This is a genomic window from Frigoribacterium sp. PhB107 (genome assembly GCF_003751515.1).
Classification (GTDB): Bacteria; Actinomycetota; Actinomycetes; order Actinomycetales; family Microbacteriaceae; genus Frigoribacterium.
In genome coordinates this window covers 1,070,387-1,084,578 of record NZ_RJKU01000001.1, presented here as the reverse complement: position 1 = coordinate 1,084,578, position 14,192 = coordinate 1,070,387, and the positions used below count along the sequence as shown (strand labels likewise).

The following is a 14,192-nucleotide window of genomic DNA, read 5'->3' as shown; positions in this document are numbered from 1 at the left end:
CGTCCTGCCCGACACGTCGACCAGGAGGGGGCCGCCATGCTGCTCGGCCTCCCTGCACACCTCGTCCCGCAGACCGTGGGCCGGGCGCTGTCCCGTGCCTGCCACGTCATCGCGAGCGTCGTCCTCGCGAGTGCCGGCCTGTTGCTGATCGTGAACCAGGTCGCCGAGCCGTCGTACCTGCTCTGGCCTGCCCTCGTGGCGTTGTTGCCGATGCTCGGCATGCTCTTCGTCGTCGAGCGGTTCCGCAGCACGACCGCCGTGCTCGCGTACCTCGCCATCGGCTCGGCGTGCCTCTACTGGTACGCCGTGACCCTGTTCGCTCAGATCCCGGCGGTCCAGGCGTCGGACGCCTTCTCGCTCTCCCTGCCGAAGATCGCCCTCGTCATGGTCGGCGGCAGCGGGCTGCGTTCCCGGGGCAGCCTGCTCTGGGCCACCGCGGGCTTCGCCCTGGGAGAGCTGGTCACGCAGCTGGCGACGTGGCAGACCGGCGCGACGCCGCGTCTCGACGTCGCGGTCCTCTTCGCGTGGCTCCTCGTGTCCGTGACGGCGACGTCGTCCCTGCTCGCACGGGGACGGGTCGGCCGTGCCCAGCCGAGCCTGCACCGGGCGGCCTTCGACCAGCAGAAGCAGGCCATCCGCCACGACGTGGAACAGCAGGCGTCCGCGCTGCTGCACGACACGGTGCTGAACCACCTCGCCTCCATCACGGCCGGCGGGCCCGGCCCGCTCGACCCGGCGACCGCGGCGTCGATGGCGACCGACCTCGAGGTGCTCGTCGGCCAGGAGTGGCTCGTGGACGAGACCACGGCCCCGGCCCCGGCCTCCCCGACGACCGGGCCGGGCGACTGGACGACGTCCGAGCTGGGCCTCGCCGTCGCACGGGCGCGCGAGGGCGGGCTGGAGGTCGGCGTCACGGGAGACCTCGGCTCCGTGACGCGGCTCGCGCCCGCGGTGTGCCGCGCCCTGGGCCTCGCCGTGGCCCAGTGCCTCACCAACGTCGCCGTGCACAGCGGCACCGATCGTGCCGAGGTCGTCGTGTACGGCGACGGCGTCGACCTGACGGTGATGGTCATCGACGACGGGGTCGGCTTCGACGCCGCGGCCACGGCGCCCGACAGGCTCGGCCTCAAGAACTCGGTCGAGGCCAGGACGAGGCGCGTGGGGGGCTCGGCGCAGATCTGGTCCTCGCCCGGCAGCGGCACGTCGGTCATGCTCCGCGTCCCGGTCGCGCCGGCCGAGTCGGTCGTCCCGCCTGGTGCGGCGACGGAGGCCGGCCCGATCGCCGCCGGTCCCGGCCCCGTCGACCTGGCGTCCCGCACAGCCGGCGGGGGAGCACCGTGACCCGCCGCAGCCCGCAGCAGGTCGATCCGCTCGGCGCCCTCAGCTCCCGCCCCGTCACGGCGCTCGCCGCGGTCGCGGCGGTCGTCTACGCGACGGCGTCGACCGTCCTCACGCGCGACGAGATCGTGATGCCCGCTGCTGCCGTCGGGGCCCTCGCGGCGCTCGTGGCGGCCGGGGTCGTCCTGGTGCTCGCGTCGAGTCCGCTCCGGGCACCGCTCACCCGGTGGTCGGTCGCGGGCGTGGTCGCGCTCGGTGCCCTCGCCGCCGTCCTCGCCGCCGTCGCCTCCGCGGGCCACAATTCCATGGTCCGCGACGACTGGGCCTCCCTCGCCGTCGGGCTGCTCCTCGTGGGCCTCGCACCGTACCGGCCCGCGCTCGACCTCGTGGCGGCGGGGCTGGCGTCGGCCGTGGTCCTCACGGCGATCGTGCTCGTCGAGAGGGAGGCGTTCCTCACCGACGTCCCCGTCCTGGTGTTCGTCGTGGTCGCCGTGACCCCGGTGCTGGCGCTCTCGCTCGCCGGGGCGTCGTTCTCGGCCGCCTTCACGACGCTGGTGGAGCGATGGATCGCGGGCGCCTCCTCGGCTCGTCAGGCTAGCGCGGACGAGTTCCGCTCGAGCGTCGCCCGGAGCGTGCAGCAGGACAGGGTGACCATCCTCAACCGCGACGTCGCGCCGTTCTTCGGCGAGGTCGTCGCCGCGGGCGTCGTCACGGAGGCGGATGTCGAGCGGGCCCGCCGCATCAGCGCCGACCTCCGCAGCACCATGGTCGCCGAGGCGGACCGCAGCTGGCTCGAGCAGGTGCTGGCCGACCCCGCCACCCGCGTGTCCGGGGTCGTCGTCGACGTCGGCCGGGCAGCTGGCCGGATGACGGCCGCGCACCGCACGTCGCTGCGGGCCCTGCTCGTCGCCTTCGGCGAGAGCGACGCCGTGCTGCCCGACACCGTCCGCATCGAGCTCGAGCAGGGGCTGGACGCCGAGGAGGAGCGGGTCGAGGCCCGCATCAGCGTCGCCACCGCCTCGTCCGAGTCCGCCGTCCGCCACCGTTTCGCGCCCTACCTCGCCGTCGTGCGGATCGTCTTCGACGACCTGCAGGTCGATCCCGCCCCGCCCCTCCTGACACTAAGGTTTTCTTATGACCAGCACTGAGCCGAGCGGCCGCTCGTCCCTCCGTCCGGGCTTCGGCCGGCCAGCCGCTGCCCCGTCGTGGAGCACCGTCGGGCCCGGTTCCGAGGGGCCCGCGACCCGTCGCGTCCGCCTCGCCATCCTCGACGACCACGAGGTCCTGCTCGACAGCCTGTCGAGCTGGATCAACGTCAACGCCTACGACTTCGACCTGGTCCTCACGGCGCACACCTGGCTGCAGCTCGTGCACAGCGACAACTTCCCGACCGACCTCGTCTTCCTCGACTTCCAGCTGAAGGAGCCGGTCTCCATCGAGGCCCGGGTCCGCACGTGCCGCGCCGCCGGCGCCAAGGTGATCGTGCTGTCGAGCCTCGACACGCGCGAGTCGCGTGAGCGCGCGCTCGACGCGGGTGCGTCGGCGTTCCTCTCGAAGGCGCTGCCGATGCGCGAGGTGATGGACGCGGCCCGCCAGGTCATGGGCGTGGCTCGTGACGCGTCGCCTCAGCGCGACTGGCGCCCGCTGCCGGTGGGGGCCGCGAACCAGAGCCGCCCGAAGCTCAGCGCGGGCGAGTCGGAGGCGTTCCGTCTCTACGTGTCCGGCTTCAGCACCAACGAGGTCGCCGCCCAGATGAACGTGCAGTACGAGACGGCGAAGACCTACCTCCGTCGGGTCCGCGAGAAGTACGCGAAGGCCAACAGGCCCGCGAGCAAGAAGTCCGAGCTGATCCGTCGCGCGGCGGAGGACGGCTACCTGCAGTAGTGGCGAAGCTGTACTTCCGCTACGGCGCGATGAACAGCGGCAAGAGCACGGCGTTGCTCCAGGCCGCGTACAACTACGAGGAACGCGGTCAGCGCGTCCTGCTGGCCAAGCCGCGGGTCGACACCAAGGGCGACGACGCGATCGTCTCCCGGCTGGGCGTCACCCGGCCCGTGGACGTGACGTTCGCTCCCGACGACGACGTGCGGGAGGTGTTCTGCCGTTCGCGGGAGCGCGTCCGGGCTGAGACGGGGACCGACCTGTCGTGCCTGCTCGTCGACGAGGTGCAGTTCCTCACTCCGGTCCAGGTGGACGACCTGCTGCGCATCGCAGTGCTCGAGGGCGTCCCCGTCCTCGCGTACGGCATCAGGACCGACTTCCGGACGATCGCGTTCCCGGGCAGTCGCCGACTCCTGGAGGTGGCGCACTCGCTCGAGGAGCTCAAGACCATCTGTCGGTGCGGCCGCAAGGCGGTCTTCAACGCGCGCAAGGTCGGCGACCGCTTCGTCTTCGACGGTGACCAGGTCGCCATCGACGGCCGAGAGGTCACGTACGAGTCGCTCTGCGGCGCCTGCTACCTCGCCGAGAGCGACGGCCGCCTCGCCTGACCCGAGGGCCCAGGTGCCGTCCTGAGGCGGGCCAGGACCGCCCCACCGACACGCGCACGAGAAAAAGCCAGGCCCGGAAGGTCTGGCGTTTTCGTTCGGTGTGGGGCGGGCGGGGACCGCCCCACCAGCAGGCACATGAGAAAAGGCCAGACCCGAAGGGTCTGGCCTTCGTGGGGCGGGCGGGGACCGCCCCACCAGCAGGCACATGAGAAAAGGCCAGACCCGAAGGGTCTGGCCTTCGTGTGGCGGGCGGGGACCGCCCCACCAGCAGGCACATGAGAAAAGGCCAGACCCGAAGGGTCTGGCCTTTTCACATCTCGTCGGGGTAGCGGGATTCGAACCCACGACCTCCTCGTCCCGAACGAGGCGCGCTACCAAGCTGCGCCACACCCCGAGGTGTCGCTCGGCCCGGGGGCCGAGTGGAGCAACCTGACAAGGATAGCGGATCTTTGGACCCGCTCGCACCACCCGACCCCGTCAGCCCTGGTCAGGCCGTGAGCGTCATGACGACCGCCTCGGGACGGCAGTCGAAGCGGACCGGTGCGTAGATCGACGTCCCGAGGCCGGCGGAGATCTCGAGATGGGCGGTCTTGCGCGCGTGGCTCCAGGTGCTGAGCCCGCTGACCTTGCCCCGGGGCACGTCACAGTTCGTGACGAGCGCGCCGTAGCCGGGCACGCGGACCTGGCCGCCGTGCGTGTGCCCTCCGAAGATGACGTCGGCCCCGTTGTTGACGAAAGAGTTGAGCACGCGCTGGTATGGCGCGTGGGTCACTCCGATGCTGATGGGGTCAGGTCCCCGACGGTCGTCGTGCCAACGGACGTTCTCCCGCAGGTCGTCGAGCGCTCCGGGGAGGCGGTCGAGACGATCCCAGCCACGGTGTGCGTCGTTCACGCCGAACAGCTCGAGGCGAGACCCCCTGATCTCGATCGCCCGGGCGGCGTTGTTGAGGTCGAGCCACCCGAGGTCGGCGAAGAACGACTCCATCCGGCCGATGTCGAGGGGCGTGGGGGTTCGGGTGACGCCGCTGGGGCCGCCGAAGTAGGCGAACGGGTTCTTGGGGACCGGCCCGTAGTAGTCGTTCGAGCCGTTGACGAAGACGCCGGCCACCCCGCGGAACGGCTCGAGGGTGTGCTCCAGGGCTGCGTGGGCGTCGACGTGACCGATGTTGTCACCCGTGTTGACGACGAGGTCCGGTTCGTAGACGGCCAGCCCACGCACCCATTCCTGCTTCTCGGTCTGCCACGGGGCCAGGTGCAGATCGCTCAGGTGCAGGATGGTCAGCGGACGGGAGCCGGCCTCGAGGACGTTCAGCACCTCGTGTCGGACGGTGAACCGGTTGCGCTCGACGAGGCTGCCCCAGGCGAGGGCACCCAGGCCGACGGCCGCGCCCGCCAGTGCGGTCGCGGCCGTCGCCCTGCCGAGGGGGAGAGGCGTCACTTGCAGCCACCCGGATCGGCGCCCTGCGGGTTGCCGTACAGGGTCAGCCCGATGGCGGAGTCCTTCGCGACGGAGGTCCCCGCGGCGGGGTCCGTCGCCGTCACGCGACACTGGTTCTTCCCGTCGCCTGCGGCGAACCCGGTCACGGCGACCTTGTCGGCTGAGAAGCCGGCCGCGGCGATCGCCGTCTTGGAGTTGGCGATGCTCTGCCCGGTCACGTCAGGGACCGCCGCGGCGCCGGAGCCGTCACTGGTGAAGACCCTGACGGTGGCGCCCTTCGAGAGGACGGTGCCGGCGACCGGATCGCTGGCCACGACCTGGCCTGCTGGGAGCGCGGACGGCTGGGTGCCGCCGTCCGCGTAGACCAGCTTGAGGCCCTTCAGCATCGTCTGGGCGGCGCTGACGCTGCTGCCGGACAGCTCGGGGATCGACACGCCAGAGCCTCGCACGATCCGGGAGTTGGCCTCGGGGAAGTCCGTGCCAGGGTACTTCGTGTTGTTCACGGTCTGCACTGCCTTGAACAGCTGGGCCCGTGTCGCGGCGTAGTTGCCGCCCTTGATCGGCGAACCGATCTGACGCAGGTTGACCTTCGGGCCGGTCCAGTTGCCCTGCCAGACAGCGGTCGCGAGCTTCGTCGTCGCGCCGATGATCCAGATGGACTCCTTCTTGTCGGTCGTTCCGGTCTTGCCGATCTCCTCGAAGCCGTCGCCGGGGAGCGCGCCTCGACCGGTGCCGTTCGACCACAGGCCGGACATGGCCTTCGCGGCGGCCGCGGCCACCTCGGGCTCGACGGCCTGCGAGCACTCCTGCGGCTGGCCGCCCAGGGCCACGCCGTCGTCGTTCACGATGTTGTCGACCACGATCGGCGCGCAGTACTTGCCGCCGGCGGCGATGGCCGCGTATGCGGTCGCCATCGTCAACGGGGCGATCTCGTCGGCCGTGCCGAGGATGGACGAGGAGAAGTTGCTCAGCTCGCCGCCGTCGGCACGGTGCACGCCGAGGCGCTGAGCGACACCCCGGATGTCGTTGAGGTCGAGCTTCGACGCCATCGCGGCGTAGGCGGTGTTGACGGACTGGGCGGTCGCGGTGGTGACGGCCATCTGGCCCGGCTTCTCACCTGCATCGTTCTTCGGGGCCCAGCCGCCCTGCCTCTCACCGCCCGCCTTCAGGTAGAAGGTGCGCGGCGTCGCGTCGACGGACTCGGTGATGCCGTGCCCCTGCTCGATCCAGTCGATCAGGGTGAAGGGCTTGAACGTCGAGCCGGGCTGGAAGCCGGTCGACCCGCCGTAGTCTCGATCGGTGCTGAAGTTGACCGACGTCTGCGTCCGGTCACCGGTGTCGAGCTCGGAGAAGGTCGTGTTCTGCGTCATGACGATGATGCGGCCGGTCCCGGCCTCGACCGAGTTCACCACGCTGCCCAGACGGACCCTGGTCTCGCTGGCGGGGGCCCACTGGTCGAGCTGGCCCTTGGCGTTCGCCGTCAGGTCGAGGTCGAGCGTCGTGTAGACGTTCAGCCCGCCCGTGTTCCAGTTCGCGAGCCGCTCCTCCTCGGTGGAGCCGAGGACTGCGAGGTTCTTGATGTTCTTCTTGACGTAGTCGCAGAAGTACTGGGCGCCGGGGGCCGTGACCGCCGCGCATCCCTGCGTCGGAGCCGTGAGCACGACGTAGCTGGCGATGTCGGACGCGAGCGACGCCTCCTCCGTGGGCTTGTCGATGAATCCCTCGGCGTACATCGACTTGAGGATGACGTCGCGACGAGCCTTGTTGCCCTCGTACTTCTCCGGGGTCGACAGGTTGCGCGTGTCCGGGTACTGGACGATCGCGATGAGGCTCGCCGCCTCTTGCGTGTTCAGGTCGCTGGCGTTCTTGTTGAAGTAGTGCTGGGAGGCGGCCTGGACGCCGTAGGTCTGGTCTCCGAAGTAGGCGATGTTGAGGTACGCGAGGAGGATCTCGTCCTTCGTGTATTTCTTCTCGAGCCCGATCGCGAACTTCATCTCCTCGAGCTTGCGGTCGATGGTGGTCTTGATCGCGTCCTTGTAGGCCGCCTCTTTCTCGTCCGGGTCGGCGATGAGCTGGGACTGCGCGATCCGGATGTTGCGGACCAGCTGCATCGTCAGCGTCGAGCCGCCGCCGCTCGCCCCGAGCTCTCCGCCGCCCAGCGAGCCGACGCCAGCGCGGACGAGAGAGGTGACGTCGACGCCGCCGTGCTCGTAGAACCGGCGGTCCTCGCCGGCGACGACCGCGTCCTTGAGGGACTGCGAGACCTGGTCCCACTTGAGCTCGACGCGGTTCTCGCTGTAGAGCGTCGCGAAGGGGACGGGCTGCCCGCCCTGGTTGGCGTACAGCGTGTTGCGCTGCTGCAGCTTGCCGATCTCGATGTACTCGGGGATCGACTCGAAGACCCCGATCGTGCTCGAGGCCGTCATGCCGGCGACCGCGATGGCAGGGGTCACCCCGATGGTCACGAGGAGGCCGGCCAGGACGCTGAAGCCGACGAACCCGAAGAGCGCCCCGATGACGGACGTGGGCTTCGATTTTTGGGCAGACATAAGATCAGGGTAAGTGACACCGCTGACATCCGAGCTGACAGGAACCACAAATGGTCCTTTGGGAGTACATGACCACGCCGCTCATGGTGCACAACAGCACCGCGATCCTGAACAACTGGGGGAGCGACGGCTGGGAACTGGTCCAGGTGACCCAGGGCCCTGAGGGCGGCCCCGTCGCCTGGCTGAAGCGCCAGAAGCAGGAGGCGTAGTGGCCGGCGTCGACGACCGCCTCGCCGAGCTGGGCCTCGCCCTCCCCACGGTGGCGGCCCCCGCGGGCATCTACGTGCCGGCCGTCCGGGTCGGGACGTCGGTGTACACGGCGGGGCAGCTGCCCTTCGTCGACGGCGCGCTGCCCGCGGTCGGCAAGGTGGGCGACGGTCCGGGGCTCGTCGCCCCCGCGCTCGCCCGCGAGCTCGCCGCGACCTGCGTCCTCAACGCACTCGCCGCCGCCGCCTCCGTGCTCGGCTCGCTCGACGACGTGGTGCGGGTCGTGAAGGTCACCGGGTTCGTCTCGTCCGACCCGGCGTTCTCCGGTCAGCCGGGCGTGCTCAACGGGGCGTCCGAGCTGCTGGGCGAGATCTTCGGCGAGGTCGGCGTCCACGCGCGGAGCGCCGTCGGCGTCGCCGTCCTGCCCCTCGACTCCCCGGTCGAGGTGGAGCTCCTGCTCGAGGTCGTGCCGACCGCCTGATCGACGCCGGGCCCGAGGCCCCGGGACGAGCGCGGGGCCGGCGTCGCGTCTCGGGGCCTCGTCCGTCAGCGCATCTCCGCCGAGATCACCGTCATGACGGCCGAGTCGGCCAGGGTGGTCGTGTCGCCGACCTCGCGTCCCTCGGCGACGTCGCGGAGGAGGCGCCGCATGATCTTGCCGGAGCGCGTCTTGGGCAGCTCGTCCACGAGCACGATCGAGCGGGGCCGGGCTATCGCGCCGATCTGCTGCGCGACGTGCGCCTTCAGGGCGACCGCCGCCTCCTCGGGGGTGAGGCTCTTCTTCTTCTTGTTGCGCAGCACGACGAAGGCCACGACGGCCTGGCCGGTGGTCTCGTCCGCCGCGCCCACGACGGCCGACTCGGCGACGATGGGGTGCGAGACGAGCGCCGACTCGATCTCCGCCGTCGAGAGCCTGTGGCCGGACACGTTCATGACGTCGTCCACGCGGCCGAGCAGCCAGATGTCGCCGTCCTCGTCGCGGCGTGCGCCGTCGCCGGCGAAGTAGCGGTCGCCGAAGCGGCTCCAGTACGTCTCCGCGTAGCGCTCAGGGTCGCCCCAGATGCCCCGGAGCATCGACGGCCAGGGCTCGGCGACGACGAGCAGGCCGCTCTCCCCGTCGGCCACGGAGGTGCCGTGGTCGTCGACGACGTCCACCGTGATCCCCGGCAGCGGCGTCTGCGCCGCACCCGGCTTGGTCGACGTGAGCCCGGGCAGGGGGGAGATCATGATCGCCCCCGTCTCCGTCTGCCACCAGGTGTCGACGATCGGCGTCCTGCCCGCGCCGATGACCTCCCGGTACCAGAGCCACGCCTCCGGGTTGATCGGCTCCCCCACCGACCCGAGCAGGCGCAGGGACGACAGGTCACGTGCCTGGGGGATCTCGCGGCCGGCCTTCATGAAGCCGCGGATCGCGGTGGGGGCCGTGTAGAAGAGCGAGACGCCGTACTTCTCGACGATGTCCCACCACCGGCCCGGCGCGGGGGAGTCGGGCGTGCCCTCGTAGAGCACCTGGGTGGCGCCGTTCGCGAGCGGCCCGTAGACGACGTAGCTGTGGCCCGTGATCCAGCCCACGTCCGCGGTGCACCACCACACGTCGGTCTCCGGACGGAGGTCGAAGACCGTCGCGTGGGTGGTCGCGACCTGCGTCAGGTAGCCGCCGGAGGTGTGGAGGATGCCCTTGGGCTTTCCGGTGGTCCCGCTCGTGTACAGGATGAACAGGGGGTGCTCCGCCTCGAAGGACTCAGGCTCGTGATGGTCGGAGACGCCCTCGAGTGCCTCGTGCCACCACCGGTCACGCCCGTCGACCCACCCGACGTCGTTCCCGCCGCGGCGGACGACGAGCACGTCCCGGACGCTGGACTCGCCCCCGACGGCGAGCGCGGCGTCGACGGCGGGCTTGAGGGGGGCCACGGAGCCCTTCCGCCACCCGCCGTCCGCGGTGATGACGAGCACGGCCTGCGCGTCGTCGATGCGGGCTCGGAGGCTCTCGGCGCTGAAGCCGCCGAAGACCACGCTGTGGACGGCGCCGAGCCGGGCCACGGCGAGCATGGCGACCACCGCCTCCGGGACCTGGGGCAGGTAGATGACGACGCGGTCGCCGGCCGCGACGCCCATCGAGGCGAGGACGTTCGCGGCCCTGCTCACCTCGGAGGTGAGCTCGGCGTAGGTGACCGACCTGCTGTCGCCCGGCTCGCCCTCCCAGTGGAGCGCGACGCGGTCGCCGTGCCCGGCCTCGACGTGCCGGTCGAGGCAGTTGTACGCGACGTTGAGGCGACCGTCGGCGAACCAGCGGGCCACGGGCGCTCCCGACCAGTCGAGGGTCTCCGTCGGCTCGACGTCCCAGGACAGTCGCCGACGCGCCTGGTCGCCCCAGAAGAGCAGCCTGTCGGCGGCGGCCGACTCGACGAGCTCGGCTCCGGCCACGGCCCGCGCGGCGAAGTCGGGCGACGGGGGGAAGGCGGCCGCGGACGGGGACTGCAGCACCTCCTCGTCCGTGGCGGGGCTGGTGGGGGAGTCCTGGCGGTCGACCATCGTCGTCCTCTCGCGTCGTTGCGGATGCGGGCGCCTCGCGCCCCGAGCGAGACTACTCCGGGCCGCGCCGCCGCCCGGGCCAGGGGCCTGGCCGGAGAGCGAAGCGCCCGGACCGGACACGGGCGCGATGCTGGCACCCGTCCGCCTCCGTGGGGTACAGTGGATTCGTCCGGATTCAACCCCGGTGTGCAGCGCGAGCGATTCCCCCCGATCCAGCGCTGCCGTGGCGGCACCAGTTCCCCCCAACTGGTGCCGCCCCTCTTTTTTCCCGGTGGATCGTCCGACGATCACCCGGGTGATTCCTCCCCAGCGCGTGCCGCCTGGTCTTCTTCCCCAGGATGCACAGCCCTGTCTGTCTTGATCGTGCCGGGCAGCTAGCGTCCGGACATGACCGGAGCGCCTCCCGCCCCCACCCCGGGCCTCACCCCCGACCACCCGTTCGTCGCCCTCGCCTCGGAGCCCGGGCGCTTCGTCGCGGCGGCCCCGCCGGGTGCCGCCGCGAGATGGGGTACACAAGTCGCGAACGGGGTACACAGCCCTCGGGTCGACAGGTCGTGGCTGGGAGCGCTCGCTCCCCTCCTGGACGACCCCGGCGTGACGGACGTCTTCGTCACGGGCGGGGCGGGCACGTGGGTCGACCGGGGAGGCGGCGCACGCCCCGAGCCGCGCGTCCACCTCTCCGAGGCGGCCGTGCGCGACCTCGCCGTGCGGCTCGTCGCCCGGGGAGGGCGCCACGTCGACGAAGCGAGCCCGTGCGTCGACGTACGGCTCCCGGGCGGCGTGCGCGTGCACGTCGTCCTGCCGCCGATCTCGACATCCGGCACGGCGTTGTCCATCCGCTTCCCCCGGGCCGTGCCCCCGACGCTCGACGACCTGAGCCGGGCCGGCTTCTTCGCCGACGCCGACGAGGGCGTCGTCCGGTCGTGCGTGGACCGACGAGCCAACGTGCTCGTGACGGGCGCGGGAGGCACCGGCAAGACCACGTTCCTGGCGGCCATGCTGTCGGCGGCGTCGCCGGGCGACCGCATCGTCACCGTCGAGGACGTGGCCGAGCTCCGCGTCGTCCATCCCCACGTGGTCTCGCTCGAGGCCCGCCAGCCGAACCTCGAGGGGGTGGGCGGCGTCGACCTCGCGCGGCTGCTGCGGGAAGCGCTCCGCATGCGTCCCGACCGCCTCGTCGTGGGGGAGGTCCGTGGAGTCGAGGTCCGCGACCTCCTGTCGGCGCTGAACACCGGACACGACGGCGGGGCCGGGACCCTGCACGCGAACGGCCTCGCAGACGTCCCCGCACGTCTCGAGGCGCTCGGGGCGGTCGCCGGTCTCGCGCCGACGGCCCTGGCACGCCAGGCCGTCAGCGCTCTCGACGCCGTCTTCCACCTCGACCGGGCAGGCGGACGGAGGCGGCTGGCCGTCATCGGCAGCCTCGGCACGTCGGCGTCGGGCGAGCTCACGGCCCGGGAGGGCCTCGTCGGCGCCGACGCCGGCGGCCGACGGGGCCGGTGACCGGGCGGGGGCGTCGTCGACCTCCGCCCACCCCCGCGGCGACCGTCGTCGATCGACTCGCCGTCCTCCTCTCGGCCGGCGTCACGCCAGCGTCCGCCTGGAGGCACGTGGGCGAGGCCGAGCCTGACGGGCCCGTCCGTGCCGTGGCGTCCCACGTCGGCCGTTGCGCGGACGAGGGCATCCTCGTGTCGGCGTCCCTGCGGCAGGCCCTCGAGCACCGGCCCTTCGGCACGGCCCGGGACGGGGAGCGGCACGCGGTCGAGTGGGCCCAGGTCGCCTGCGCCTGGCACGTGGCCGAGCGGAGCGGGGCTCCGCTGGCCGAGTGCCTGGGCAGCTTCGTGGCCGCCCTCCGCCAGGCCGACGCCGCTCGACGCGAGGTGGAGGTGGCGCTGAGCGGCCCGCGCTCGACCGGGCGGATCGTCCTCGCCCTCCCCCCGGTGGGTCTCCTCTTCTCCCTGGGGCTCGGCTTCGACACCGCCTCGGTGCTCTTCGGCAGCCCGGTGGGCTGGGGCTGTCTCGTGACGGGAGGGGCTCTCGTCCTCGCCGCCCGTGCCTGGAACGGTCGGCTGGTGCGCTCGGCCGTCCCGAGCGCCTCCGTGCCGGGCCTCCGCCTCGAGCTCCTCGCCGTGGCCGTCTCGGGGGGCGGGTCCTGGCAGGGCGGGCTCGACCTCGTCGACGAGGCCTGTCGGGACAGCCCGGCAGCCGGCGCCGAGGACGACGGGGGCGGAGAGACGGTCCTGGAGCTCTCGCGGCGAGCGGGAGCCCCGGCGGGCGCGCTGCTGCGCGCGGCGGCCGCGGAGCGCCGTCTCGACGCGACGACGGCGGCGCGCTCAGCGGCGTCCAGGCTGGGATCGACCCTGATGCTGCCCCTGGGTGCCTGCGTGCTGCCGGCGTTCCTCGTGGTGGGGGTCGTCCCGCTCGTCGTCGCGCTCCTCTCCTCCACAGCCGACGTCCTCTGACCGTCCGTGCCCAGGAGGCGCGGCGCGGTCGGCGGCAGCATGCCCCGTCGTCGGAGACTCGCTCCCGACCACGACACGTGGTCGCCACCGACGAGAGAGAGCAGCACATGAGCACGAGCCCCACGACCACGACCACCGCCGACGACCGTACCTTCCCGCGCGTTCCCGTCCCCGTACCCGTACCCGTCCACGCTGCCGGGCGGGCCGACCGCGCCTCCCGGGCCAGGAGGCGGTGGCTGTCGGAGGACGGGGCCGCCACGGCGGAGTACGCGATCGTGATCATGGCCGCCGTGGGCTTCGCGGGGCTCCTGGTCGTGATCATGCGGTCGGACGAGGTGCGCGGGGTCCTGAGCGACCTCGTGCGCTCGGCCTTGTCGGTCGGCTGAGACACGGTGAGCAGGGTCCTCCGCGACACCGGGAGCGTCACGGCCGAGTTCGCGGTCGTCCTTCCCGCCGTCCTCGCGGTCGTCGCGCTGGCCGTCGGGGCGGTCGGGGCCTCAGCACAGTCCGTCCGGCTTGCCGACGCCGCCGCGGTGGCCGCCCGGCAGACGGCGAGGGGAGACGTCGACTCCGTCTCGGCGACGCTGGCCGCGCTGGCGCCGGGTGCCGAGAGCAGCGCGTCCATCGAGGGCACGATCGTCTGCCTCACGGTGGCCAGGGCAGTCTCCCTCGGGCCCCTGTCCGGCGTCGTCACCCTGCGGGCCCGCAGCTGCGCGCCGGCCGCCGGCGGATGAGGCGGCGAGGAGAGACGAGGGGGAGAGAGGGGACGGCCGTGGCCGGCCGGACCGATGACGACGACGCGGGCAGCGCCTCCGTCTTCTCGGTCTCGGCCGTCGTCGTGGTCGCGGTCCTGGCCGCGGCGGCCCTCGCGGGGACGCAGGCGCTCGCTGAGCGCAGCAGGGTGGCGGGCGCCGCGGACGCCTCCGCCCTGGCCGCCGCGGACGCCGCCGCCGGGCTGGTCACGGGCGGCGGCGGGCCGTGTTCCGTGGCAGCGTCGCTGGCTCGGGCGAACACGGTCGAGCTCTCCTCCTGCGACGTCGACGGGCTCGTCGTGACGGTCGTCGTGACAGGGTCGGCGCCCCTGCTCGGGGTCGCCGTGCGCGCCTCGGCGACGGCGGGACCGCCGCCCTCCGCAGGGCGCCGGACGGGCCCCGGGCCGTGAGCCGGTGCGCCGGAG

General features: G+C 72.4%; 14 protein-coding genes and 1 tRNA gene. 11 read left to right on the top strand and 4 right to left on the bottom strand.

Going from position 1 to position 14,192, the window contains the following annotated elements:
* Positions 1-36: 36 nt before the first annotated feature.
* The 4 genes from EDF18_RS04970 to EDF18_RS04955 are packed head-to-tail and all read left to right on the top strand — an operon-like array spanning position 37 to position 3,827.
* Entirely contained in the window at positions 37-1,341 is a 1,305-nt protein-coding gene (locus EDF18_RS04970) for a sensor histidine kinase (protein WP_123546652.1), read from the top strand.
* The gene (locus EDF18_RS04965) at positions 1,338-2,486 is read left to right on the top strand and encodes a hypothetical protein (protein WP_148050047.1); all 1,149 of its coding nucleotides are present in this window, start codon (positions 1,338-1,340) and stop codon (positions 2,484-2,486) included. The genes EDF18_RS04970 and EDF18_RS04965 overlap by 4 nt, the downstream gene beginning before the upstream one ends.
* Complete coding sequence (locus tag EDF18_RS04960; protein WP_123546650.1) at positions 2,473-3,222, top strand: response regulator; 750 nt, start codon at positions 2,473-2,475, stop codon at positions 3,220-3,222. The genes EDF18_RS04965 and EDF18_RS04960 overlap by 14 nt, the downstream gene beginning before the upstream one ends.
* On the top strand, positions 3,222-3,827 hold the full coding sequence (locus tag EDF18_RS04955; RefSeq protein WP_123546649.1) for a thymidine kinase: 606 nt from the start codon (positions 3,222-3,224) through the stop codon (positions 3,825-3,827). The genes EDF18_RS04960 and EDF18_RS04955 overlap by 1 nt, the downstream gene beginning before the upstream one ends.
* Before the next feature lie 320 nt (positions 3,828-4,147).
* On the opposite strand, the gene EDF18_RS04950 is transcribed toward EDF18_RS04955, so the two are convergent.
* The 3 genes from EDF18_RS04950 to EDF18_RS04940 form a co-directional block, all read right to left on the bottom strand.
* Positions 4,148-4,221: transfer RNA gene (locus EDF18_RS04950), tRNA-Pro, on the bottom strand.
* A 93-nt stretch (positions 4,222-4,314) separates the two neighbouring features.
* Positions 4,315-5,265, bottom strand: a complete 951-nt coding sequence (locus EDF18_RS04945) for a metallophosphoesterase (RefSeq protein WP_123546648.1) — start codon at positions 5,263-5,265, stop codon at positions 4,315-4,317.
* Entirely contained in the window at positions 5,262-7,814 is a 2,553-nt protein-coding gene (locus EDF18_RS04940; protein ID WP_123546647.1) for a transglycosylase domain-containing protein, read from the bottom strand. Before EDF18_RS04940 ends, EDF18_RS04945 begins: the two co-directional genes overlap by 4 nt.
* 50 nt (positions 7,815-7,864) lie before the next feature.
* Here EDF18_RS04940 and EDF18_RS16455 point away from each other — a divergent pair, with 50 nt between their 5' ends.
* Together EDF18_RS16455 and EDF18_RS04935 are read left to right on the top strand one after the other, a co-directional pair.
* Entirely contained in the window at positions 7,865-8,023 is a 159-nt protein-coding gene (locus EDF18_RS16455) for a hypothetical protein (RefSeq protein WP_166644750.1), read from the top strand.
* Positions 8,023-8,502 (top strand): RidA family protein, encoded by a 480-nt coding sequence (locus EDF18_RS04935; protein WP_123546646.1) that lies wholly within the window; start codon positions 8,023-8,025, stop codon positions 8,500-8,502. The genes EDF18_RS16455 and EDF18_RS04935 overlap by 1 nt, the downstream gene beginning before the upstream one ends.
* Positions 8,503-8,567: 65 nt before the next feature.
* Here the strand turns inward: EDF18_RS04935 and acs are convergent, their stop codons facing one another.
* Positions 8,568-10,553 (bottom strand): acetate--CoA ligase, encoded by a 1,986-nt coding sequence (acs, locus tag EDF18_RS04930; RefSeq protein ID WP_123546645.1) that lies wholly within the window; start codon positions 10,551-10,553, stop codon positions 8,568-8,570.
* Between the two features lie 387 nt (positions 10,554-10,940).
* On the opposite strand from acs, the gene EDF18_RS04925 reads away from it, so the two are divergent.
* The 5 genes from EDF18_RS04925 to EDF18_RS04905 all read left to right on the top strand — a co-directional run bounded on the left by EDF18_RS04925 (position 10,941) and on the right by EDF18_RS04905 (position 14,177).
* A complete protein-coding gene (locus tag EDF18_RS04925; RefSeq protein WP_123546644.1) occupies positions 10,941-12,056 on the top strand; it encodes a TadA family conjugal transfer-associated ATPase in 1,116 nt (371 codons plus the stop codon).
* Positions 12,053-13,015, top strand: a complete 963-nt coding sequence (locus tag EDF18_RS04920) for a type II secretion system F family protein (protein ID WP_123546643.1) — start codon at positions 12,053-12,055, stop codon at positions 13,013-13,015. The genes EDF18_RS04925 and EDF18_RS04920 overlap by 4 nt, the downstream gene beginning before the upstream one ends.
* Before the next feature lie 236 nt (positions 13,016-13,251).
* The gene (locus tag EDF18_RS16775; RefSeq protein WP_228506558.1) at positions 13,252-13,401 is read left to right on the top strand and encodes a DUF4244 domain-containing protein; all 150 of its coding nucleotides are present in this window, start codon (positions 13,252-13,254) and stop codon (positions 13,399-13,401) included.
* A gap of 6 nt (positions 13,402-13,407) precedes the next feature.
* A complete protein-coding gene (locus EDF18_RS04910; protein ID WP_123546642.1) occupies positions 13,408-13,749 on the top strand; it encodes a TadE family type IV pilus minor pilin in 342 nt (113 codons plus the stop codon).
* A 38-nt stretch (positions 13,750-13,787) separates the two neighbouring features.
* Positions 13,788-14,177 (top strand): Rv3654c family TadE-like protein, encoded by a 390-nt coding sequence (locus EDF18_RS04905; RefSeq protein WP_233568976.1) that lies wholly within the window; start codon positions 13,788-13,790, stop codon positions 14,175-14,177.
* Positions 14,178-14,192 lie beyond the last annotated feature (15 nt).

What these genes read in the sequence shown, in the direction of transcription:
- EDF18_RS04970 (WP_123546652.1), top strand. Translation starts at nt 37, where the DNA reads ATGCTGCTCGGCCTCCCTGCACACCTCGTCCCGCAGACCGTGGGCCGG.
- EDF18_RS04960 (WP_123546650.1), top strand. Translation starts at nt 2,473, where the DNA reads ATGACCAGCACTGAGCCGAGCGGCCGCTCGTCCCTCCGTCCGGGCTTC.
- EDF18_RS04940 (WP_123546647.1), bottom strand. Translation starts at nt 7,814, where the DNA reads ATGTCTGCCCAAAAATCGAAGCCCACGTCCGTCATCGGGGCGCTCTTC.
- EDF18_RS16455 (WP_166644750.1), top strand. Translation starts at nt 7,865, where the DNA reads ATGGTCCTTTGGGAGTACATGACCACGCCGCTCATGGTGCACAACAGC.
- acs (WP_123546645.1), bottom strand. Translation starts at nt 10,553, where the DNA reads ATGGTCGACCGCCAGGACTCCCCCACCAGCCCCGCCACGGACGAGGAG.
- EDF18_RS04925 (WP_123546644.1), top strand. Translation starts at nt 10,941, where the DNA reads ATGACCGGAGCGCCTCCCGCCCCCACCCCGGGCCTCACCCCCGACCAC.